This window comes from Paeniglutamicibacter sulfureus (assembly GCF_030512175.1).
Lineage (GTDB): Bacteria > Actinomycetota > Actinomycetes > Actinomycetales > Micrococcaceae > Paeniglutamicibacter > Paeniglutamicibacter sulfureus.
In genome coordinates, this window is sequence record NZ_JAULBL010000002.1 from 2,356,237 (window position 1) to 2,378,125 (window position 21,889).

The window sequence follows — 21,889 nt, forward strand, 5'->3', positions numbered from 1 at the left end:
GCATGACACTTCCCGGCTTCCGCCGGGGATGCCCTGGGGGACCGGGAAGGAGGTTTCGAGCGGGACAAGCAAGGTAGGGGACCTGTCTCGCCTCATCCTTCCGGAACGGAAAAAAATTGGTTTACCCCCCCGAAGAAGATCATACAAAAGGAGCAACCATGGCTACGTGCGATATGTGCGGCAATGACTATGACAAGACCTTCACGCTTACCCGGGGCGGGGAGACCCGGACGTTCGACAGTTTTGAATGTGCCATCCACATGATGGCACCGGCATGCGCCCACTGCGGATGCAGGATCCTGGGCCACGGCGTGGAAAGTGAGACCGGTATGTACTGTTGTGCCCATTGCGCCCGCGAGGCGGGGCACGCGCAGGCAACCGACAGGGCCTGACAATCGCGAGGCGTTCGCTCGGCTCACGGGAGGGGCATGGGCCCCGACCGGAAAATGAAAGCCCGGGGCGAGAACACGGTGCTCTCAGCCTCTCGTGGCGACATTCCTCGGTAGTCCCGCGACGTGGGGAATGTCGCCGGTCTCTTTGCGGGCTGCGGCGATTTCCGCGGCGGGGACACCGTGTTCCAGCGCCGCGCGCGTGATGGCGTCCAAGGTTTCCTGGCGTTGTCTCAGCAAGAGCCGAGCGGCCGCCACGTCTTCGCTGGCTGCTCGGATCAGGTCCAACTCATGCACGGCACTTTCCTTTCACTGGCCGCTTCAATGCGGCCTCTTATCTTCGGTCATTTCGTTCGTCAGGCATGCTGGACAACTGGAACGCGGACAGCGTGCTGGTCGATGCTTCCGGCACATCATGGGCGGCTTGCTTCGGCACTCGTTTCGAAGGGACAGTCCGTCATTCGGCATCCGATGGTGGCATGCCAGCCTCTTACCGCTCATCCCAAGTCAAGCATTGGCCAGCTGATGGATCAATGAATGGGAGTCAGATGCGCCCGTGTTTCTGTCCCGTCGCCGCATTAAGGATGGAATGCGGCGTTAGCGGCGGTTGGGTGGTCCGCACCGCCAGGAATTTCTCGCACCGGCCGCACCAGCATTCAATCTCCCAAGTTGCCAGTTGGGAACTCCGATGCGGCAGGGGAATGACTTTTTCGAAGACGAGGTAGTGATCGCTTTGGCAGCTTTCACAGATGACTGCCGAACCATTTTTTGGCGGGGCTGGCGACGTAGTGACGCCCATGGCTGCCGCCGGCACGGGCAAGGAAACGTGTCGTTGCGGCTCCGCAAGCAATTGGGGGGACTTCATGAACCCGATCCTCGAGTTTCGTTGAAAGACAACGGGTTCCCGGGGACTGGAGAAGCGCCGTGTGGCTGGCGGAAGAATCCGCCAACTGAAGACCTTTTGATTATGTAGGTGAGGTGTCGCGGAGCACAAGCATTTCGACATCCACGCGTCCATGTTCGTCACACGCCCCGGGGAGGGCCGGCCGAACACACACGCAGATTCCAAGGACGGCGAAAGCAATAGCTGATGACGTAAAGGATTCGGGCGTTCGTGTTTAGCGGTGACCACCTGGAGCGGTACAGGGCTCACCCACGGTGTCCTTCACGCCCATCGAGCAAGAGGTCCAGCACCGCACGATCCGGCCGGTGCCCGGGATTGGCAACCACGCCACGTTCAAAGAGCGCAATCACCCGCGGGTTCACGTAGGAGTCCCGGGCGACGGCGGGGGTGTTGTGCAACCAGTCGGCGGCTTCCTGGATGGCGGCGGTGACGGCGGCGGGCGACGTGGCCCCCGCCCGCTGGGCACGGCCCAAGGACACGGCCGCCACTACGGTGCCTTGCCATGTGCGAAAGTCCTTGGCGGTGAACCCATGACCGGCAACGTCGCCCAGATAAGCGTTAACCTCGGTATCCGATACTGCCGTCCATTGCTTCCGGCGACCGGATGCCACGGCGTGGCAGATCGCCGGCCCCGAGCCGGGTGTGCGCGGCAGCGAGGAAAAATAGTCGGCCAGTAGGGGATCGCTGATCGTCACGTCCCAGGTTCCGGCTGATTTGCCGGAGAAATGCAGGTGTACGGTGTGGCTCTCGGTTTCAACGTGTCGCTTGAGCAGCGTGGTCGCGCCGAAAGAACCGTTCTCCTGGGCATAGGCAACGCCGCCGATCCGAAGTCCGGCCCGGTCCATGAGCCGTACGGCAGCTGCCAGCGCCCGTCGTCTGGGGTCTTGGGTCTGCTTAAGGTCACGGGTCACAATGCGGCGGAGGACCGGGAGTCGCTGGGCGAAGGCCAGGGAGCGGATGAATTTTTCGTCATCGCGCACCTCGCGCCAGCGGGCATGGTAGAGGTACTGCGTGCGTCCCGCTGCGTCCACCCCTGTTGCCTGGATGTGGGCCTTGGGGGAGGAAGCGATCCAGACCTCCGTCCAGGCCGGGGGAATCGCCAGTTGCCGGATCCGCTCGAGCAGCCGCTCCGAGCGGATCCGCCGCCCGTTGGCCGACAGGTAACTGAAGCCGCGCCCGGCAACCTTCCTGCGAATGCCCGCGGTACCGGGCTCCACGCGTTCAAGGCCATCGTGCATTTACGCGCCCTTGCGGGACTTGCTTTTTGCAGCGGGGGCATCGGCGGTCTTGGTTGTCGTGGTCTTCTTTTTCGCAGGTGTCTTCGTCTTCGCCGGCGTCTTTTTTGTGCCCGTCGCCTTCTTGCCGGTACCGCTTTGCCCCTCCGTGCCGCCCTCGTCCTTGTCCTTGGGCTGGCCCTTCCGGGCAATGCTGCGCTTGAGCGCCTCCATCAAGTCAATGACGTCCCCGGACTCGGCCTCCTGCGTATCGGTGTCCTTCGCGCCGAAGGTCTTTTCGGTGTCAAGGGAATCGCCTTGCTTGAGCTTCTCCTCGATCAGCGTGCGCAACTGGGCCTGGTAGTCGTCCTCGAACTCCTCGGGAGTAAAATCGGCGCTGAATTGCTGGACGAGGGCCGCCGACATCTTCAGCTCCTGCGGACTGATCTTGCTGTCCTTCCGGGCCTCCGGGAAGTCAGCCTCGCGGACCTCGTCCCCCCAGAGCAGCCCCTGGAGCACCAAAACGTCCCCGCGCACGCGCATGGCACCCAATCGGGTCTTCTGCCGCAGCGCAAACTTCACCACCGCGGTCAGTTCGGTCTCTTCAAGGGTGCGGCGCAGCAGCGAGTAGGCCTTGGGCGATTTCGAATCGGGGGCGAGGTAGTAGCTGCGTTCGAGCATGATGGGATCAATTTGATCGCTGGGCACAAACTGAACCACCTCGATCTCCCGGCTCTTCTCCGCTGGAAGGGCTTCCATGTCCGAGCCGCTGAGCACCACCGTCCGCTCACCGTCGTCGTAGGCCTTGTCGATGTGCTCGTAGTCGATCTTCTTGCCGCAGACCTCGCAGCGGCGCTGGTAGCGAATTCGGCCGCCATCGGCGTCGTGCACCTGATGGAGTTGGACGTCGTGGTCCTCCGTGGCGCCATAGGCCTTGACCGGCACATTGACCAGCCCGAACGCGATGGATCCGGTCCAGATTGCTCTCATGTTCCCAGTCAAGCACCCGGGGCATTCGGTGACCAGAGAATGCGCATCCATTCCCTCCTTCTATGTCCGGTCGTGTGCGGGCTTCAGGTCGCTGGTCGCAGGGCCCTCGATCAAGATGCCCGAGGGAGTGAAGCGGGAGCCGTGCAGCGGGCAGTCCCAAGAACGTTCCTCGTCGTTCCAGGTGAGGATCCCGCCCAAATGGGTGCAAACGGCCGAGACCCGACAGGTACGCCCATCCACGATTGATTCGGCGACGGGGTGAACGCCGTCATGGACCACCCTGCCATCTGTTCGTCCCGGCGCGGTTGCCTCGTCGGCGTCGGGGGCTTTTTCGGCGACGCGGGAATTGGATTCGGTCAGCGCGTGCGCCCAACCCGTCACCAGCCCCTTGGCAACACCCGCATTGAATTTGCCGGTTTCGGCCAGTGCCGCGGCACCGGAGGTGCGATGGGCCAACACCGCGCCCCAGGGGGTCTCCTCGCCCAGGATTTCGGTTGAGAGCCTCAATGCGGCTGCGACGGCGTTGGTCATGCCCCACTTGTTATATCCGGTGGCGACGTGGATCCGGCCGCCGCCGCGCGGCATCGGACCGACGAACGGCACGGCATTGACTGAACGGTAGTCCTGTGCGGACCAAGCGTGCGTGCGTTCGGCCACCGTGAAGTGCTCCCTGGCCCACAGGTCCAGGTCCCGGGCAGCTGCGCTTGGGGACCCTGCGCCAACCGGGTGGCCATTGCCTCCCACCAGCAATACGGGCTTTCCGTGGCGTGTGGCAGTGCGCAGGGAACGACCTGGGTTCCCGACCGAGAGATACATGCCTTGCGGAAAGGGCCGGCCGTCGGGGGCACCGGTGTAGGCAGCGAGGTAAGACCGGGAAGGTTTCAGTTTGGCGAAGAATCCACCCCTGTCCAAGACAGGGGTGCCGGTGGCGATGATCAGCGTGTCGGCGAACAGCAATCCTTGATTGGTGGTGATCTCCAGGGGTGCGGAATTGCCCGCGCCGGTGAGACGGGTGTCCTCAAAGACCTTGACTCCGCGGGCGCGGACGTCATTGCATAGGGCCGTCAACACGTCCACGGGGTCGAACTGGGCCTGGTCGCGCAGGACGAGGGCTCCGGCAACCGCGTACGGCAGCCCGATATCCGGATCCTCCAGGGTGTCGATTTGCAGTCCGGCTTCACTGCTGGCCTGCGCCTCCTTTTCGAGTTGTTCGCGGCCCGAGGCATCGACTGCATAGGTGAAGGCATCACGGGATTGGTGCGGTACCCCGACCTCGTCAAGATACCGCAATAGCCAGGACTGTCCCTCCTTGTTCCCTTCCATATAGGCATGTGCGACTTCCGCAGGGAAATTCTTGCGGATTTCCTGCATCGTGGTGCCTTGAAGCAGACTCAGCTTCGCCGTGGTGTGCCCGGTGGTCCCGGCGCCCACGAATCGGGACTCGATCAATGCCACGCGCAATCCGGCCCTGCTAAGAAGCAGCGAGCTAACCAGACCGGTGAGGCCGGCCCCGGCCACCACCGCGTCGTAGTGCCCGTCGGGTACGAAGAGGTCTGTTGCAATGCCAGGTCGAGGATCTAGCCATATCGAGTCCATGGTGTGCTCCTTGGGTTGCTTCTGCGGTTTTTTGTGGTGTCAGCGTCACTGGAGTGTTTCCCTCCAGCTACTGGGGACCCCTATTCTTCGGGTCATTTTCCAGCAAGGCATCCGAAAGCTTGGCCGCTGACTCGACCTGGGTGAAAAGCGGATCGCAGTCCGGCCCCCGTCCTGCGTTGTTGCCATGTGCGATCCATCCCTTGCGCTTCGGGTTCTCCCCAAACAGGTGCTTGAATTGGCAAAGCTGGCGGGCCAACCAATCCGTCAGGGGTCTTGTCCAGCAAAGTTCCGGGGATAGCGGATTGACTGATAAGGCCAGCATCTCGATCCCGCTCTCGTGGTCTTTGCTTCCCCGTTCGCGATCCGTCCCACCCTTCTGCATACCTGACATAGAGATCAGCAGATTGTTTGACCATTCGTTCAAGATCGACGAGCGAATCCAGCATCGGGACATCCACTGGTTTGCTTTCTCGCTGGCCCTGCCATGGGCTTGGATGGATCGCTGGCATATGGATCCAACGCGTGATGGCGTGCTCGATATCGAGGGAGGGTCGAAGGACCACTCGTCTGCGTCGTTCGCCTGTGTGGTTCACTCTGTTAGCGCCGATGTGCCAGGACGGCTGCCGTGGGACGTCTTCTCGAAACGCGGAGATTGCGCGTGATGTCCGGCTCATGGGAGCAATTACGGACTGCTCAGCAGCAAACGGTCCCTTTGTTGGCAGTCGCGGTCGTCGGACCTCATCCTTCCGTGACTGTGCAAAATCGAATTCGGTTATGACTCTCCTGGATCTGGCGTTCTGCGCCATGCTTCGCCCCTTGCACGTCGGCGGGAAAAACATCGTGGTCATTCCGGGCGACCCAGGGTTCCCTGACCAAGCCCGGCAGTTGCATTGGTTTCGACGGTGCCCAGTCCTCGATCACGGGACCGTCGCCCGATAGCTAGTATTCGCCGCGCAGGCGGCTCTGAGCTCTGCTAACCGAGCCATATGACGGTCCCATGGTCGAGCTGTGTAGTTCGACTCTAATGGCACTCTTGCCATGCAAGGAAGGACTTTACACGTTGCTAGGAACATTCAATATCGACGTATTTATCGAATCGCGTGGAAGGCATCTCCAGTATCGGAATATTACGGGGTTGAATCACCTGGAGGACCTTCGGTGCAACCGCAATTGAAGGCGATGGAAGGTTTTTACGGTTCAAAAGCCACCTCGGCGAGTCGCCAAAAACGGGTTGTCACGTCGGTGCTGGTTTATTACATTAGGTCTCGTCATCCCGCTCGTATAGGGGTCGAAGATACAAAAGGAGAAGAATCATGGCAGATGAATACAACTCCGGACAGTTCGGAAACCAAGACGAAAACGAGAATCAAGATCTGATCGGCGGGGAGGCCGATGCTGGCAGCTTCGGCAACGGACAAAGCACGGATGGCTCGGAAATGGTCAGTGATTTAGGCGGCGATGGCGGCGGCCAGGAGTCCGGCGGGTTCGGCGGCGGCCAAGAGTCCGGTGGGTTCGGTGGCGGCGACGGCGGCGGCCAGGAGTCCGGTGGGTTCGGTGGCGGCGACGGCGGCGGCCAGGAGTCCGGTGGGTTCGGTGGCGGCGACGGCGGCGGCCAGGAGTCCGGTGGGTTCGGCGGCGACGGCGAACCCCTCGAGTCCGAGCAGCTCGGCGACCGTACCGGTAGCAGTGAAGACGAGACACTTGGCGAATTCGGCAACGAGGATCGTTAAGTATCAAGCGTGTGTCCAATAGAGGACGAGAACGCCTTCAGTGGTCGCTGTTCTTCGGAACGGCGACCACTGTCGCTTGGTTAGGGTAGGTGTCTTTCGGTTGAGCGTCAACACTCCAAGAGCCCGTTGTTCCGATTGTTCAATTGACATCGGAAACTCAGCATTCATCTCACGCTACTAGGTGGGGACGCAACTGCACTTCCCGCACTCGGCCGCCCATTAGTTGAAACTGCCGCGCGAGAGGGGCGGCTGCGATTCACGAGCCTTTGACGGGTTGCCGGAGTATGTGGATTTTCGTTCATTGGAGTAGCTTCAAAACGGATTCGATCGATCTGAACCGAAGCAGACCGACAACGTGATAATAGACGTCGCACGGGCGATGTCGTGGACGTCCAGTTCGAGGCAATCGACCTTACTCATTCCCATAGGATCATTCCCACAGGACCCAAACTCACGGCCAAAAAAAATCATGCGCTCCCAGTTGCCTGCCCTTGCAGTATTCCGGCACTGTGGAGTCCCTGTGGCTCCTCCCTGTATTGAAGACGCGAGGTCCGCCCGAGTCGATGAAAAGTAGTCGCGATCGGTCCTCCGTACGTCAATTGACGATGGATGATTCAAGGTGCCACGTTTCCCATCCGGCGACCTGTACGGCAACGCTGGGCCTGGAGTCCAGTCGAAGGCCAGTTTCCGCTCTATACACCCTCTACGGTTATTGACGACTCAACCTCAAAGCAAGGGCAACGACCGTCCTCAAGGCTGTTTCTGACGGCCGCTCCGAAGCGCCGCGACAGAGATCCCAACAATTTTCATGGGGTCGATGTCAAAAAGGTTGTGTCCGCGCGATTCTCTTGTTTTGCTGATTTGTATCGCGGATCCTTTAGCAGCGGGGATCCAGCGTTTAGGTTCGGCATGGAAAGTTTCCTCTCTTGATCCTGAGCAAAGCGCGAACATTCAGGAAGCCGAAATACTGAGAACAAGTCAAGTTCATTGATTCGCATACGCGCCAAGGACCCGGTGCGATGCACGCACGGTGTCCCGCCACACAGGCTGCGGGTCACGAAATCCGACGAATACTGCCCTACGGGGCGTGGATCAATTGGAGGTCAACCAATGAGTGAGAATGATTTCAACGCCGCATACCCGCCAGAGGGAAACATGGGCGACGCAGGTCGTGTGCCCCCACCGAAGACGGGAGGACACAACGTCCAAGCGCATCGGAATGACCCGGTTTCCGAGCCGTTCGAGACGGGCGATCCCACTGTGCCGCCGGAACCACTTCTGCCTCCCGATCTAGGTGGACCCAGTACCGCCGGCGGCGACGCGAAAGTCTCCGGCGCCCCTGTGGTGGGCGCTCCTCAGCCGGGTTCCACGTCCGGGAAAAGCCAAGAAGCCAAGGTACAGGCTCGCGAACTGGCCGAAGACGGCAAGGAATCCGCCAGGCACGTAGGCCAGGCAGCCAAACGAGAGGCGGAGTCTGTACTCGACGACGCGAAAAAGCAGACCAGCAACCTGCTGGATGAACTTGGCTCGGACGTGAAGGCCCAGACCGCCGTCGCGCAGGAAAAAGTTTCCACGAACCTGCGCCAGATCAGCGATGAACTTCGCTCCATGGTGCAGTCCTCGGACGCCTCGGGCACTGCATCAAACCTCGTGGCCCAAGCGGCCCGGTATAGCGGCGACGCCGCGCAGTGGCTTGGAAACAAGGAGCCGGGCGACATCCTCCACGAAGTCAAGGACTTTGCCCGACGTCGTCCCGGGGCCTTTTTGGGCATCGCACTTGGTGCAGGATTGCTCGCCGGCAGAATCACCCGAAACGCCGGAAGCGGTCCAGATGCCTCCGAAAAGTCCCGGGCCTCAACGGCGCAAATTCCCGAAATGGGCGAACCACGGGACGTAAGTCCTCTTCCGCCAACGGTTAACCAAACCATGGGTTCAGGTGCCATCGGCGGCACAGGCATCGACCCGGGGGTGGAGTACTACCCGCCCACGGGTCGACGGAGCGAACAGGGGTTCAGCGGATCATGAGCGAATTCCCGACAAATACCGGTGCTCATCAGGCCGGCGCTCCGCCGAACGCGGAAACCACCAATGCTGCCGCGGACCTGTCGTTGGGAGACCTCTTTAGTGACCTGACACAGAACGTTTCGAACCTGGTACGCCAGGAAACCGAACTTGCCAAGGCCGAACTACGGGCTTCGGCCCGATCTGCAAGTAAGGGGGCGGGGCTCTACGGAGGCGCAGGAGTTGCAGGTCACTTCGTCCTGCTTTTCCTGTCCATAGCGGCCATGGTCGGGATCGCGAACTGGGTCGGCTACGGCTGGTCCGCCGTCATCGTTGCGGTGGTATGGGCCATTGTCGCCGCGGTCATGGCAAGCGTTGCCAAGAAGCAATTCAAAGAGGTGAAGGGGCTTCCCCAGACCGCCGAAACCATCAAGGACATCCCGCCAGCATTCAACCCCAAGGAGGAAACCCCATGAGCAGGGAGCCGGAAGAGATTCGTGATGACATTGAGCGTACCCGCGGAAACCTCAGTGAGGACGTGGACGCCATTGCCGACAAGGTCAGTCCCTCGAGTATTGCCCACCGGCAAAGCGAGCGGATCAAAGGTTCGGTACGTCGGGCCAAGGACGCGGTGATGGGCAGCGTTGAAACCGCGGGGGAAGATGCGAGCGACATGTTGCATAATGCCCCCGACACCATGGTCTCCAAGACCCGTGGGAACCCGCTGGCAGCGGGCCTCATCGCCTTTGGTGCCGGACTTCTCGTCTCTTCCCTCATACCGGGTAGCGACCAGGAACGCGAGATGGTTCATACGCTAAAGGAGAAAGCGGAGCCATTGACCGACGAACTGTCCGCGGCTGCCAAGACCATCGCCGAGGACATGAAGGAACCGGCAACCGAGGCCGTGGAGAACCTGAAGTCCTCCGCTCGCGAATCGGCCGATACACTCCGGACGGAGACGGCCGACGAAGCCAGCCACCTGAAGGACCACGCCGGCGGAGCCGCGGCGAATGTGTCGGACTCGGGCGGAACGACGGGCGCAACACCGCGCACCACCACGGATCGCGGGGCAGCTTTCCCCGATCCGCCACGCACGAGCGGCGGATTCCAGTAGCGCAAGGCGTTGTGCCGCGGGACCGGGCGATCCCGGCCCCGCGGCACACTGCTGTGAACCTCGTTCCGTCGCCCGTCGATCGAATCGGGCTGTGACGGCCTGCTTCGGCGAACCCCGGGGCGATCTCTCTAGCCGCTGCGGCCACAAACACACACCAATTGAATCCACCACGCTTCGGGAGGAAACCATGAAGGCATTGACCTGGCAGGGAAAACGAAAGATCGAGTTCACGGAGGTGCCCGATCCGTGCATTGAAGAGCCCGGGGACATCATCATAAAAGTAACATCGAGCGCAATCTGCGGATCCGACCTCCACCTCTACGAATTGTTGGGACCGTACATGCACGCCGGCGATGTTGTGGGTCACGAACCCATGGGCATTGTGGAGGAAATCGGGTCGTCGGTTTCCAGGGTGAAGGTCGGGGACCGGGTGGTCATACCCTTCAATATCTCCTGCGGCAGCTGCTGGATGTGTGACCGCGGACTGCAGTCGCAGTGCGAGGTCACCCAAGTGCGGTCCCACAACAAGGGTGCTGCATTCTTCGGTTACTCGGAACTTTATGGCCGGGTGCCCGGAGGACAAGCGGAATACCTACGTGTTCCCCATGCCGATTACGGCGCGATCGTGGTCGGAAAGGAACTGCCCGACCACCGCTACCTCTTCCTTTCCGACATCCTGCCCACCGCTTGGCAGGGTGTGGCCTACGCCGATGTCCCGCAAGGGGGGACCCTGGCGGTCTTCGGGCTAGGACCAGTGGGCCAGCTTGCCGCACGCATCGGCACGCACCTGGGCCAAAGGGTGATTGGAGTGGACCCCGTGCCCGAACGCCGAGCCATGGCCGAACGCCACGGCATCGAGACCATGGACTTTGGCAAACACATTGCCAAGGAACTATTGGATGCAACGGGCCGGGGACCGGACGCAGTGCTGGATGCGGTGGGGATGGAAGCCCACGACTCCCCGGGAGCCCAGGTGTTGCAACAGGCCACCGGGCTGCTACCGGACAAGATTGCGAAGCTGGCCCTTGAAAAGGTCTCGGTTGATCGCACCGCAGTGCTTCACGCGGCCGTGGCCTCGGTGCGCCGGGGCGGCACGATTTCCCTCAGTGGCGTGTATTCCGGGGCGGCTACTCCCATGCCCATGTTGGAGATGTTCGACAAGCAGATCCAGTTGCGTCAGGGGCAATGCAATGTCCGGCATTGGACCGAGGAGCTACTTCCCTTGGCCGAGGACACAACGGACCCCTTAGGTTTGGATGATCTGGTGACACACACGGTGCCCCTGGACCGTGGCCCTGAACTCTATGAGACATTCCAGAAGAAGCAGGACGGCTGCATCAAGGTCGTGTTGCAGCCCTGATCGGGGGAATGGGGAAGGGGAACCGGACGTGTTGTCCGCGATCCCCTTCCCATTCCTTTGCCCGCCGGGCTACGTGTTCCTTCGTTCGTTTGCGTCAGGATCCTCGCCCCGTGCCGTGGCTTCCAGACGAAGATCCTTGCCCTCCTGTATGTCCTGTTCCTCGCGTTTCCGTAGCTTGTCGCTGGCCTTGGTGTCGCGAGGCGGCAATTGAAGTGATGCCTCGGCCTCTATGCCGCCTTGCAATTCGCGAGCCCGTTCTGCTTCACTGTCGAAGATGGCGCCGAAGAGCAACGACAGATTGGCAATCCAGATCCACAGCAGCATCACGATGACTCCGCCAATGGTTCCGTAGGTCTTGTTGTAATTGCCGAAGTTCGAGACGTAAAAGAAGAAGCCCAGGGTCGCGATCGCCAGGATGAGCAAGGCAATGGCCGAGCCAGGACTGAGCCAGTGGAACTTTGGTTGCTTGACGTTGGGGGTGCCGTAATAGAGCACCGCTATCAGGACTATGGCGAAAAGCACCGGCACCGGCCACTTGGCAATGTTCCAGATACTGACCGTGGTTTCGCCTAAACCGACGGCGTCGCCGATGGTTTGGGCCAGCGGTCCGGAAATGACGAGCAGTATCGCCATGCCAGCGGTCATGAGGAGCAGTACGAGGGTCAGCAACAGCAACAGCGGTTTCAGTTTATAGAACGGGCGTCCCTCTTCCACGTCGTAAATACGATTCATCGCCCGCCCGAAGGCTCCGACGTAGCCGGAAGCACTCCAGAGTGCACCCAGGAGACCGGCGATCAATGCCAGTCCGGCCGATGGCGTACTGGCGAGCTGTTCGATGGGCTGGCGCAAGGTATTTGCGACTTCGGGGCTCGCAATGCCTTCAAGCACCTGCATCATCGTCTGAGTGGTGCTTTCGGCTTGTCCCACGACGCCGAGCAATGAAACCAAGGCAAGGAGGGCAGGGAAAAGCGAAAGCATTGCAAAGTAGGTCAAGGCGGCGGCGAGGTCAGTGCATTTTTCACGCGAGAATTCCCTGATGGACCGGGTGAAGATGTACTTCCACGATGTCCCATTCAAATCCGTGGGACTTTCCGGCTTCCGTTTGTCGTCGGGAGCGGGAGCCGACCTGCCCTTGGCTGCGGTATCGGCTGCTGATCCGCTGTGGCTGTTGGATCCCTTGGGGCTGCGCATAGAACACCTCGGCAATCTATTGTCTTCCGTGGATATTTTCCTGCTTGCCAAAAGTTAAACACGACCCCTCGGACGGAGCAACGATTTTGACATTCGTTGGAACCAACACACGGCAAAGTTTCGTTCAGTCCATCTTTTGATCGTCCATCAACTACTCCGCCGCCTGGGACTGTAACCCGGACACAGGGTCCGATGGCCGGACGCGGTGCCCGTGTCTGTCATCCAGGGCGATGGGCCACCGCGCCCACGGTCTCGTCGAGCCGGGTCCAGGGTCCGGCGGGATCTTGAATTGCCCGCGGTGCACATGCAGGGGGGGCGGGCTGAGACTTCCATGACCAGGTCCCCGCGTGATTGTCGGAGTCGCGACAGGGAAAGAATGCGAAACGTGACCACCGTAACGACTACGCACGGCATGCGAGAGATCACTTTAGGCCATAAGATTGGTACTTACGGTTAAGCAAAGAGCCGTTGGCATGCCTTTCGGGATCCAACCCCTAGCGAATGCCCCCAGACGTACCGGAATCCCGGTTTTTTCCATGGGGCATGGACGCGTTCGATCCCAGGCACAACGGAAACGGCAAATTGAACGTGGCCAGTAACACGACCGCACATCCCGACGCAGCTGAATCGTCCATCAGCGACTATCTCCAAGGCTTGATTCTGGAGAGCAAAGACATCGAAGAGTTCCTCAATGGCCTCGCTAGCCATGCCGCACTTATTCTCTCCAACGACGATGACCAAGTCTTGTGTGGAATCACCCTTCTGCGAGACCGGAAGGCCGCAACCGTTGCCAGCAGCAGTGATCACGCTCGGCAAATGGACGAAATCCAATACAGTTTCGGCGACGGTCCGTGTATGACCGCAGCCCGAGACCAATTGACGATCGAGATCCCGGACCTCGATGCCGAACTACGGTGGCCTGAATACGCAGCGGCCGTGCGCCAGTATGGGATTTGCTCGGTATTGGCCGTGCCCTTCGATCTCGAGGACGACGCAAAAGCGGCGTTGAACCTGTACTCGGCGACACCTGAAAGGTTCGATGCGGAGGCCGTGGAGGCCGCCAAGAGCTACACTGAGCAAGTCAACAAGGTCTTGCGACTCGGATTGCGCCTCGCGCGCCTCGTTGAGACTGCCGCCCATCTACGGTCGGCGCTGGAATCACGAACCATCATTGACCTTGCCGTTGGTATCATCATGGCCCAAAACCGGTGCAGCCAGGAAACCGCGGTGGAAATTCTCAAGTCGGCGTCAAATGGGCGCAATCTCAAGCTGCGTGACATTGCGGACACCCTGGTGCGGTCCATTAGCAGGGAAGCGACCCACACGCATTTCGACTGAGGCATGTCGCTTGCGTGGTATTTGAGTGGGCCTGTTTCGTCGGCAACAAGGCCTGCCGACGAAACAGGCCCAACAGTGCACCATCCCTGGTGCTCGCGGTGTGACGCTTTCGCTGCCCGGCCAGATCAAATAGATCTCGATGGAGTGCGTCCTCCCGTGCTTCTTTGCATTGTGGGACGGCAACCTTTCGGCTTTCGGCGGGTGTTCTGGCAACATCATTCGGGCGGGCCAGCCAGCTACGGCACGTGTGGTTCTCTCTACAGCGCCGGCCCGGCCAACGCCTCAGACGTTGGCCGGGCCAAAAGCACCGTGGGAGCCGGCCTAGACCATGGCAGGCTGAGAAGTCAGTTCAGACTGTTCCCGGATCAGATGGCCCGAATTGACCATCAGGCCCATCATGTCAAAAACTACCGTGGCCGCGGCGAGCGAAGTGATGTCGGCATGATCGTAGGCGGGGGCGACCTCGACGACGTCGGCACCGACGATGTTGATGCCGTTCAGGCCGCGCAGCAGGCGCAGCAGCTCGCGGGAGTGCAGGCCGCCCATTTCCGGGGTGCCGGTGCCCGGGGCGAAGGCCGGGTCCAGCACGTCGATGTCCACCGACAGGTACACCGGGGTGTCGCCCAGGCGTTCACGCACCTTCGCAATGGCCGCCGGCACGCCGATCTCGTCGATGTCGGTGGAGCGGATGATCTGGAAGCCGAACTCGTGGTCGCGCAGGAAGTCGTCCTGGTCGTAGACCGGGCCGCGGATGCCCACGTGCATCGACTTGTCCTCGATCAGCAGGCCTTCCTCGAAGGCCCGGCGGAACATCGTGCCGTGGGTGATCGGCTCGTCGAAGTAGGTGTCCCAAGTGTCCAGGTGCGCATCGAAGTGCAGCAGGGCCACCGGTCCGTGGACCTTGTTCACGGCCCTGAGCATCGGCAGGGCAATGGTGTGGTCCCCGCCGACGGCGATCACGCGCTTGTCCTTGGCGAGCAGCGGCAGGGCCTGTTCCTCGATCTGCTCAACGGCCTTGCCGATGTCGTACGGCGTGCAGGCCACGTCGCCGGCATCGACGACCTGGACTGCCTCAACCGGGGTGACGTCGAGCTCGACGTGGTAGCCGGGGCGCAGCAGGCGGGAGGCCTCGCGTACCGCGGCCGGACCGAACCGGGCGCCCGGCCTAAAGGAGGTACCGCCATCGAAGGGTACGCCGAGCACTGCGATGTCGTAGTCGGGGACCGCATCGATCTGTGGAAGGCGGGCGAAGGTTCCAAGCCCGGCGAACCGGGGGACCTTGGTGGCCTCAACGGGGCCGATGGGCTGGTGCTTGCTCATACGAGGGTTCCTTTGACTGTCGTTTCCGTGGTCTTGCCGTGGGGCTTGGTGTGTTTCTTGTTGCCGTCCCCCGAGATGTCGGCAAGGGAACGGTTGGCCGTTTCGGGGGCCAGGATGAAGGTGGCGATGAGCCCCACCAAGGAGATCCCGGCACCAATCAACAGGGCGCCGGAAGCACCGAAGCTGATGATTGCAACCGGCATGAGGTAGGTGCTTGCCGCCGAGCCCACCCGGCTGACCGCGGTGCCGAAGCCGACGGCGGTGGCCCGGATCTCGGTGGGGAAAAGCTCGTTGGGGTATACAACTTCGAGGAAGCTGGAAGCACCCGAGGCCAGGGCAAAAATTGCCAGGGCCGTGAACAGGGTCTTTGGACCGACACCGGGGATGAACGCTGGGGCTGCCAATGCCAGGACAATGATGCCGAAGGTCCATAGGAGCAGCTTGCGCCGTCCGATGCGCTCGACCAGCCACAGGCCCGGGATGCCACCGACGACAAAGAGCAGGGAAATCAGCAGCGACCCGCCGTAGAGGTTGGCATCCCCGTCCAGGCCGAAGGAGGCGAGCAGCTCCGGGGCGAAGGTGTAGACCGCGAAGAGGGGGATGACTTGGGCAGTCCAGAAAATTGAGACAAAGAGGGTGTGGCGCCAGAACTTCTTGTTGAAGATGTCGGTGAACGTGGCTGCGCGCTTGCCGGTGTCCTCGTCCTCGCCGAGCGAATTGACGTCGTAGTCGTTGCCGTAGACCTTCTTGATGACGGTGCGTGCCTCGTCGACTCGGCCGCGGGAGAGCAGCCAGCGCGGGGACTCGGGGGTGCCCAACCGGAACAGCAGCGTGATGATCGCGAAGATGGCCGGGCTGGCGAGCATCCAGCGCCAGGCGTCCGGCCCCACGCCGCGCATGGCGAACCCGACGGCGAATGCGGCCGCCGCGCCGATGGCCCAGACCACGAACGTGGCACCCAGGAGCCGGCCGCGATGCTTGCGTGGGAGGAACTCAGCCAGGAGCGAGGTTGCAATCGGGTAGTCGGCTCCGATGGCAACGCCCAGGAGGAAGCGCCATAGAACCAGCTGCCAGATATCTGTGGAGAAGGCACTGAGGATGGAGAAAACCGCCAGGGCAATGAGGTCCAGGATGTACATGGTGTGGCGACCGACCTTGTCGGTTACCCAGCCAAAGACACCCCCGCCAAAGAAGATGCCGACGAGGCTGGCTGCGCCGACCATGCCGATTTCCTTGGGGCCCAGGTCAAGCGCCGGGGTCATGGTGATCAGGGCGATTCCAATGATTGACAGGGCGTAGCCGTCAATGAAGGGACCGCCGGAGGAAAACACGGTCAGCTTTTTATGGAACCGCGTCAGTGGCGCATCGTCAATGAGGCGAACGGAGGTGCTCATTGCGGGCTCTTTTCTCTCTGTATGCCCGAGAACTACGGGCTGGCTAGTGGTGTGGTTCCATCATTCGTGATCGGAGTCACGACGACAATCGACATGTGTCAACTATCGCTGGCACCGACTAGACATTTGTATGACAGGTCGCGTTTGATGGGAGGATCCCGCCGGAACGGCGGCGGTGCCGCGGACGTCGACAAAAGGGAATGCGCAATGGCCATGAGCGTGAAGGAGTTGCTGGACGAACCGCAATTGGGTCTGCAGTTGGTGGCCGGGGCGCAAGGGTTGGGGCATTCGATCACCTGGTCGCACACATCGGACCTGCCCAACCTCTGGGAATGGGTGTCACCGGGGGTGCTCTTGATGACCAATGGCCTTTCGATCCCGTCGGATCCCGCGGGGCAGGTCCACCTCGCCCAAGCGCTGGCGAACGCAGGGGCTGTGGCGCTGGCGGTGGGAGAGAAGATGCATTCCCCGGACTTCTCCGACGAGTTCCTCAAGGCCTGCGATTCCTTGCCCCTTCCATTGGTCTCCGTTCCCTACCCTCTGCCTTTTATGGCGATCTCCCGGTCCATTGCCGAGGCGAGCCTGCTCGAGGAATCACGCCGGATCAAGCAAACCGCTCGCATCTACGACTTGTTGCGCAAGGCCACGACGCCCGGCGAAACCTGGTCCCAGTTACTCGAGGGGATCGGGAGGGAAATCGACGCTCGGCTGTATGTGGTGGATGATCGCTGCCTGCATACCTGGCAACCAGGGGATGCCGCCCTGCCCGATGATGTGCTGGAGCGTGTGCGGCGAATCAGCTCCGAATCCACGGCAGAGACCCGCCACTTTCTGTGGAGTTCCGACGGCGGGGACTCCATGATGCTCATGGATATTCCCACCCATCCGCATGCCTTGCTGGTCGTGTTGCCCGCGGGGAATACGCAACCGGACGGGGTCGTCCTGTTGCATTCGGCCACCGTGCTCGGATTGGGACTTTCGCGCTCGGCATTGTCCATGGAAAGCCGCTTCCAGTCGGGAGGGGAATTCTTGTTGCAATCATTCGAAGGACGCATAGGTGTGGCTGAAGCCGCGCGCCGCCTCGAAGAGTTCGGACTAATGGCTGGCGACTTACGCCTGGTTGCCGTGCCGGCCCGATCCGAAACGGGCCTGCCGCAGGTCCACCGCGCTTTGTGGCGCCATGGAGTGAACAGCATTTGTCTGGCGGTTGAGGGAAAACTGCATTTGCTCGTCTCCGAAGATTGCCCCGAGGATCTGCTGCAACACGTCTTGGAGGCCAGGCTGCCTATTGGCCTGAGCACTCCGGTCGGAGTCGATGAAATTCAACGTGGTCTACGCGAATCCTTGTGGGCGTTGGGCCAGGCCGCGGCCCAGGGCATGCGGTTGGTCGGGTATGCGGAGGAGGGAGACTGGTTCGGGATGCGCGGGCACCGTGACGGCGCGGCACTGGTGCAGAGACTGCTCGGACCGGTGATTGAGCACGACCGGGTTAACCAAACCGAATTCATGGACACTCTCCGGAGCTATCTGGAAAACCAGCGATCGGCTCAAAAAGTTGCCACGTTGCTTTTTGTCCATCGGCAAACCATCATCTATCGCATCCGCAGGATTCGCGAACTCACCGGGCTGGATCTGGCTGAATCCTCCGCGGTAGCCCAATTGTGGCTGGCCTTTCAGGCATATGAGGCGATGGACCCTGCTCAGCGACCGTGACGGGACAGGCCCGACTTGCCGTTGGACTCCTGGATTAGACCTGCCGCCAGGCGGGGCGGGCGAGGCGAGCCTCTCGAAACGAACGGTGCACATTGCGCTGGCCCTAAGAATCTTGTGCACCGCCGCCGCCTGGTCCCGCGCCACGAAGTGCCCTCCGCCGCGCGGTCCTTTGGCGAGCGGGTTGGTGAAGCGCTGAACCCAGCACGGACTCCTGCTGCGACTCAGGCATCCCATGAGCAGGCGGTGATGCACCTGTAACCTGCGGTGCCTTTGGCAAAGCCGACACCGTGACGTCTGGTGATCTACGGAACAAGATCAATGATTGTAGCTTCAAGTAAATCGTGTCATACTTGAAGCAAGAACATCCCACGATCACGCATCAGGAGCTGCCAAGATGAGCACCATCACCCAAGATCAATTGTCCGCCGATCTGGCCATGGGCACCGTCATGCTCAAGGTCGGGGACATGAAGAAGATGAGCGCGTACTACCAGAAGGCCCTGGGCCTCGAAGTTCTATCGGAGGGACCGACAGGGACAGGCCTGGGCCGGCGTGGTCTCGAGCTCGTTCACTTAGCAGACGGCACGGGCTTGAACCTTCCTGGCCGTGGTGAAGCGGGCCTCTTCCACACGGCGCTGCTCTTTGACACGCAGTCGGACCTTGCTGCCACCGTGCTCTCTGCTGCCCAGTTCGACGGATCACTGTTCACCGGCAGCTCCGACCACCTGGTCTCCGAGGCCTTCTACTTCAACGATCCCGAGGGCAACGGCATCGAGCTCTACTGGGACCGCCCGCGTGACACCTGGACCTGGAACGGCGACACCGTCGCCATGGACACCATCTACCTGGATCCCAATGACTACCTCAACAAATACCTTAACGAGGCGGCCGTGAGCGGATTGACCGCCGCGAATGCCGGCATCGGCCATGTGCACCTGCAGGTGGGCGACGTGGCCACGGCGGAAAAGTTCTATGTGGACACCCTGGGCTTTGCCAAGACCACGAGCTTCCACGGACAGGCACTCTTCGTCTCCGCCGGCGGCTACCACCACCACATGGCCATGAACGTGTGGAACTCCCGCGGCGCCGGTCCCCGCAAGGACACCTTGGGCCTGGGTGAAGTCGTCATCACCGTCCCGAACCAGGACGAGGTCGGCGCTCTTGCCGAACGCCTCAAGGTTGCCGGGATCTCCAGCCACCACACCGGTGCCGAGCTGCGCTTCGAAGACCCGTGGCGGAACCAGCTGCGCGTCGCGGTCGGCTAATGTCATTCGCCAACCATGACGGCGGGCCGGGGACTTCACGATTTCGCGTGGATCCCCGGCCCGCTTTCTGCCTTGGCGTTCTTCCGTGACTGCCGGTCATGGTTTTGCCAGTAAATGCCGATGAAACCACCGGATTCGATGACTACGGTTGAACGATGCATTTACGCTTGAGCGAACTACGCCCTCACTTGGTTGCGAACCGGATCTTTTTCATGGGTCCCGGCGCCAAGTCGATAGAAGCCACCGGAGCCAGCTACGGGGATGACACCCAGATCAAGTTCGGCGACGACCTGCGCCTTGAGCCCTACGCCACCTATTGGGCAGGTAGCGGCCGGCACTTGGTGAGCCTGGGATCCTTTTCATACACCCATTCCCGCCTTCCGCTTTCGGCCAAGGTGGGGCGCTACACCTCCATTGCCAAGGGCGTGAAGGTCATGGGCGCACGGCATCCGCACGAATGGGCCTCCACCAGCCCGGTCTTTTACAACCGCCGGCTCATGATGGAGACCTTCGAGCGGGACAGGGGAGAGCGGCCCACCTACCGGAAGTTCGACTACACCCCGAATCCGGTCACCATCGGCAACGACGTATGGATCGGCGAGGACGTCACCCTGGGCCACGGCGTGACGATTGGCGACGGGGCGGTGGTGGCATCCAACTCGATCGTCACCCGCGACGTGCCTCCATATTCCGTGGTCGGCGGCGTACCCGCCAAGACCATCAGGCCGCGCTTCGATGAGGAAACCACCAACGATCTGCTGCGCAGCAGTTGGTGGAATTACTCGCCCACCGCATTGAACCAATTGGACATCCGGAATCCGGCGGAATTCGCCCGCGGTGCCATCGGCCTCATCGAGGCGGGGGCCATCGAACCCTACCGGCCGGAAGTCGTCACGGGTCACGAACTGGCTGCGGCGCTCGATCCGTCCAACTCCAGCGCCGCGTCCTAAGCCCATCACGGCATTTTCGCCGGTTCCCAGTGCGGGCCCCGTGGTGCTGCCGAATCCGGGGCATGCGGATGGGGCGGTCAAGAGTCGCCCGTAGGGATATTGTCCTATTCATCGCAGGGGGCAGTTTTCCCGCTGCCCACCCTCGAACCAGGCAACAAGTGGAGAGTTTTATCTGGTCCCGGCCGTATTCCCGAAACGTTGTGCATTGCCCCTAGCCAGTGTCGAGGGCACAGCGGTAACGTCGATCATGAGCGTTGCCCGGCGGCCGGTGCGCAAGATTGTTGTCGGGAATCGCGAGGGCGCGAGTCGCCGCGTCCGATCTTTCGAGAAAGGACTTGCCGTGAAGGCTGCTCGTTTTTACGCCCAAAAGGACATCCGCATTGAAGAGATTCCCGAGCCCGCGCTGCGCCCCGGGGCGGTGACCATCGATGTCGCGTGGTGCGGCATCTGCGGCACCGACCTGCACGAGTACCTGGAGGGCCCGATCTTCACCCCGGGGCCCGGGCACCCGCACCCGCTGTCCCACGAAGAGGCCCCGGTGACCCTCGGCCACGAATTCTCCGGAACCATCACGGCGGTTGGCGAGGGCGTCATGGATCTGTCAGTCGGACAGAACGTCGTGGTCGAGCCCTACTTTGTCTGCGGACAGTGTGCCTCCTGCCAGGACGGGAACTACCACCTTTGCGTCAAGATGGGCTTCATCGGGCTTGCCGGCGGAGGCGGGGGACTCGGGGAGAAGATCGTCGTCGACGCGCGCTGGGTCCATCCCATCGGGAACATCCCGCTGGACGAGGCCGCGCTGATCGAACCCTTGTCGGTGGGGCATCATGCGGTAGTGCGCAGCGGCGTGATGCCGGGGCAGGTAGCCCTCGTGGGTGGCGCCGGACCCATCGGCCTGCTGACTGCCGCGGTGCTCAAGGGAATGGGAGTCACCACGATCGTCAGCGAGCTTTCGGCTGCCCGCAAGGACAAGGCGCGCGAAAGCGGGGTCGCCGACCACGTGCTCGATCCCAGCGCCGAGGACGTCAAGTCGCGGGTCTTGAAAATCACCAACGGAATCGGTGTCGACGTGGCCTTCGAATGCGCCGGGGTCAACGCGGTGCTCGACACCCTGCTGGATGCGCTGAAGCCCACCGGCGTATTGGTCAATGTCTCCATCTGGGGTCGCCCGGCCACCGTGGACATGCAAAAAATCGTACTCAAGGAAATCGATGTGCGCGGCACTATCGCCTACGTGCGCGACCACGCCGAGGTCATCGAGCTGGTCGGCAGCGGAAAGATTGACCTCAAGCCGTTCATCACCGGGCGCATCGCCCTGGAGGACCTGATCGACAAGGGCTTCGACACTTTGATCAATCACAATGAGACGGCGGTGAAGATCATCGTCTCGCCTAGTGGCAGGGGACTTTAGTACGGACAAA

Annotated in this window: 20 protein-coding genes; 11 read left to right on the plus strand and 9 right to left on the minus strand. The window is 61.5% G+C overall.

Annotation, left to right across the window (positions count from 1 at the left end; translation table 11 throughout):
* Positions 1-173 precede the first annotated feature (173 nt).
* The gene (locus Q2T94_RS20705; RefSeq protein ID WP_495885115.1) at positions 174-392 is read left to right on the plus strand and encodes a metallothionein; all 219 of its coding nucleotides are present in this window, start codon (positions 174-176) and stop codon (positions 390-392) included.
* A gap of 84 nt (positions 393-476) precedes the next feature.
* On the opposite strand, the gene Q2T94_RS17355 is transcribed toward Q2T94_RS20705, so the two are convergent.
* The 6 genes from Q2T94_RS17355 to Q2T94_RS17380 form a co-directional block, all read right to left on the minus strand.
* Complete coding sequence (locus Q2T94_RS17355; RefSeq protein WP_302265951.1) at positions 477-686, minus strand: hypothetical protein; 210 nt, start codon at positions 684-686, stop codon at positions 477-479.
* Positions 687-933: 247 nt separating this feature from the next.
* Positions 934-1,254, minus strand: a complete 321-nt coding sequence (locus Q2T94_RS17360) for a hypothetical protein (protein ID WP_302265952.1) — start codon at positions 1,252-1,254, stop codon at positions 934-936.
* A 284-nt stretch (positions 1,255-1,538) separates the two neighbouring features.
* Positions 1,539-2,531 carry a DNA topoisomerase IB gene (locus Q2T94_RS17365; RefSeq protein ID WP_302265953.1) on the minus strand — a complete coding sequence of 331 codons (993 nt, stop codon included), beginning with the start codon at positions 2,529-2,531 and terminating at the stop codon, positions 1,539-1,541.
* A complete protein-coding gene (gene ku / locus Q2T94_RS17370; protein ID WP_302265954.1) occupies positions 2,532-3,497 on the minus strand; it encodes a non-homologous end joining protein Ku in 966 nt (321 codons plus the stop codon).
* 60 nt (positions 3,498-3,557) lie between these two features.
* Positions 3,558-5,093: an FAD-dependent oxidoreductase gene (locus Q2T94_RS17375; RefSeq protein WP_302265955.1), complete on the minus strand. Its 1,536-nt coding sequence runs from the start codon at positions 5,091-5,093 to the stop codon at positions 3,558-3,560.
* A gap of 67 nt (positions 5,094-5,160) precedes the next feature.
* Positions 5,161-5,517, minus strand: a complete 357-nt coding sequence (locus tag Q2T94_RS17380; RefSeq protein ID WP_302265956.1) for a DUF6098 family protein — start codon at positions 5,515-5,517, stop codon at positions 5,161-5,163.
* 889 nt (positions 5,518-6,406) lie between these two features.
* Here Q2T94_RS17380 and Q2T94_RS17385 point away from each other — a divergent pair.
* The 5 genes from Q2T94_RS17385 to Q2T94_RS17405 all read left to right on the plus strand — a co-directional run bounded on the left by Q2T94_RS17385 (position 6,407) and on the right by Q2T94_RS17405 (position 11,298).
* Positions 6,407-6,823, plus strand: a complete 417-nt coding sequence (locus Q2T94_RS17385; RefSeq protein WP_302265957.1) for a hypothetical protein — start codon at positions 6,407-6,409, stop codon at positions 6,821-6,823.
* 1,110 nt (positions 6,824-7,933) lie between these two features.
* On the plus strand, positions 7,934-8,848 hold the full coding sequence (locus tag Q2T94_RS17390; RefSeq protein WP_302265958.1) for a hypothetical protein: 915 nt from the start codon (positions 7,934-7,936) through the stop codon (positions 8,846-8,848).
* Positions 8,845-9,300, plus strand: a complete 456-nt coding sequence (locus Q2T94_RS17395) for a phage holin family protein (RefSeq protein ID WP_264269742.1) — start codon at positions 8,845-8,847, stop codon at positions 9,298-9,300. The genes Q2T94_RS17390 and Q2T94_RS17395 overlap by 4 nt, the downstream gene beginning before the upstream one ends.
* A complete protein-coding gene (locus Q2T94_RS17400) occupies positions 9,297-9,938 on the plus strand; it encodes a DUF3618 domain-containing protein (RefSeq protein WP_302265959.1) in 642 nt (213 codons plus the stop codon). Before Q2T94_RS17395 ends, Q2T94_RS17400 begins: the two co-directional genes overlap by 4 nt.
* A 187-nt stretch (positions 9,939-10,125) precedes the next feature.
* Entirely contained in the window at positions 10,126-11,298 is a 1,173-nt protein-coding gene (locus Q2T94_RS17405; protein ID WP_264269740.1) for an alcohol dehydrogenase catalytic domain-containing protein, read from the plus strand.
* 69 nt (positions 11,299-11,367) lie between these two features.
* Here Q2T94_RS17405 and Q2T94_RS17410 read toward each other — a convergent pair whose 3' ends face one another.
* Positions 11,368-12,489 carry a YihY/virulence factor BrkB family protein gene (locus Q2T94_RS17410; RefSeq protein WP_302265960.1) on the minus strand — a complete coding sequence of 374 codons (1,122 nt, stop codon included), beginning with the start codon at positions 12,487-12,489 and terminating at the stop codon, positions 11,368-11,370.
* Between the two features lie 543 nt (positions 12,490-13,032).
* Between Q2T94_RS17410 and Q2T94_RS17415 the strand changes: the two genes are divergently transcribed.
* Entirely contained in the window at positions 13,033-13,827 is a 795-nt protein-coding gene (locus Q2T94_RS17415; protein WP_302265961.1) for a GAF and ANTAR domain-containing protein, read from the plus strand.
* A 321-nt stretch (positions 13,828-14,148) separates the two neighbouring features.
* On the opposite strand, the gene speB is transcribed toward Q2T94_RS17415, so the two are convergent.
* Positions 14,149-15,147: an agmatinase gene (speB, locus tag Q2T94_RS17420; protein WP_302265962.1), complete on the minus strand. Its 999-nt coding sequence runs from the start codon at positions 15,145-15,147 to the stop codon at positions 14,149-14,151.
* Complete coding sequence (locus tag Q2T94_RS17425; RefSeq protein WP_264269736.1) at positions 15,144-16,541, minus strand: MFS transporter; 1,398 nt, start codon at positions 16,539-16,541, stop codon at positions 15,144-15,146. The genes speB and Q2T94_RS17425 overlap by 4 nt, the downstream gene beginning before the upstream one ends.
* A 207-nt stretch (positions 16,542-16,748) precedes the next feature.
* Between Q2T94_RS17425 and Q2T94_RS17430 the strand changes: the two genes are divergently transcribed.
* The 4 genes from Q2T94_RS17430 (at position 16,749) to Q2T94_RS17445 (ending at position 21,879) form a co-directional block, all read left to right on the plus strand.
* Entirely contained in the window at positions 16,749-18,254 is a 1,506-nt protein-coding gene (locus tag Q2T94_RS17430) for a PucR family transcriptional regulator (RefSeq protein ID WP_264269735.1), read from the plus strand.
* 394 nt (positions 18,255-18,648) lie between these two features.
* Entirely contained in the window at positions 18,649-19,518 is an 870-nt protein-coding gene (locus Q2T94_RS17435) for a VOC family protein (protein WP_302265963.1), read from the plus strand.
* A gap of 167 nt (positions 19,519-19,685) precedes the next feature.
* Positions 19,686-20,468, plus strand: coding sequence for a CatB-related O-acetyltransferase (locus Q2T94_RS17440; RefSeq protein WP_302265964.1), 783 nt, complete (start codon positions 19,686-19,688; stop codon positions 20,466-20,468).
* Between the two features lie 340 nt (positions 20,469-20,808).
* A complete protein-coding gene (locus tag Q2T94_RS17445) occupies positions 20,809-21,879 on the plus strand; it encodes a 2,3-butanediol dehydrogenase (protein WP_302265965.1) in 1,071 nt (356 codons plus the stop codon).
* Positions 21,880-21,889: the final 10 nt, after the last annotated feature.

What these genes read in the sequence shown, in the direction of transcription:
- Q2T94_RS20705 (WP_495885115.1), top strand. Translation starts at nt 174, where the DNA reads ATGTGCGGCAATGACTATGACAAGACCTTCACGCTTACCCGGGGCGGG.
- Q2T94_RS17360 (WP_302265952.1), bottom strand. Translation starts at nt 1,254, where the DNA reads ATGAAGTCCCCCCAATTGCTTGCGGAGCCGCAACGACACGTTTCCTTG.
- Q2T94_RS17365 (WP_302265953.1), bottom strand. Translation starts at nt 2,531, where the DNA reads ATGCACGATGGCCTTGAACGCGTGGAGCCCGGTACCGCGGGCATTCGC.
- ku (WP_302265954.1), bottom strand. Translation starts at nt 3,497, where the DNA reads ATGAGAGCAATCTGGACCGGATCCATCGCGTTCGGGCTGGTCAATGTG.
- Q2T94_RS17375 (WP_302265955.1), bottom strand. Translation starts at nt 5,093, where the DNA reads ATGGACTCGATATGGCTAGATCCTCGACCTGGCATTGCAACAGACCTC.
- Q2T94_RS17385 (WP_302265957.1), top strand. Translation starts at nt 6,407, where the DNA reads ATGGCAGATGAATACAACTCCGGACAGTTCGGAAACCAAGACGAAAAC.
- Q2T94_RS17390 (WP_302265958.1), top strand. Translation starts at nt 7,934, where the DNA reads ATGAGTGAGAATGATTTCAACGCCGCATACCCGCCAGAGGGAAACATG.
- Q2T94_RS17395 (WP_264269742.1), top strand. Translation starts at nt 8,845, where the DNA reads ATGAGCGAATTCCCGACAAATACCGGTGCTCATCAGGCCGGCGCTCCG.
- Q2T94_RS17400 (WP_302265959.1), top strand. Translation starts at nt 9,297, where the DNA reads ATGAGCAGGGAGCCGGAAGAGATTCGTGATGACATTGAGCGTACCCGC.
- Q2T94_RS17405 (WP_264269740.1), top strand. Translation starts at nt 10,126, where the DNA reads ATGAAGGCATTGACCTGGCAGGGAAAACGAAAGATCGAGTTCACGGAG.
- Q2T94_RS17410 (WP_302265960.1), bottom strand. Translation starts at nt 12,489, where the DNA reads ATGCGCAGCCCCAAGGGATCCAACAGCCACAGCGGATCAGCAGCCGAT.
- Q2T94_RS17415 (WP_302265961.1), top strand. Translation starts at nt 13,033, where the DNA reads ATGGACGCGTTCGATCCCAGGCACAACGGAAACGGCAAATTGAACGTG.
- speB (WP_302265962.1), bottom strand. Translation starts at nt 15,147, where the DNA reads ATGAGCAAGCACCAGCCCATCGGCCCCGTTGAGGCCACCAAGGTCCCC.
- Q2T94_RS17425 (WP_264269736.1), bottom strand. Translation starts at nt 16,541, where the DNA reads ATGAGCACCTCCGTTCGCCTCATTGACGATGCGCCACTGACGCGGTTC.
- Q2T94_RS17430 (WP_264269735.1), top strand. Translation starts at nt 16,749, where the DNA reads ATGGCCATGAGCGTGAAGGAGTTGCTGGACGAACCGCAATTGGGTCTG.
- Q2T94_RS17435 (WP_302265963.1), top strand. Translation starts at nt 18,649, where the DNA reads ATGAGCACCATCACCCAAGATCAATTGTCCGCCGATCTGGCCATGGGC.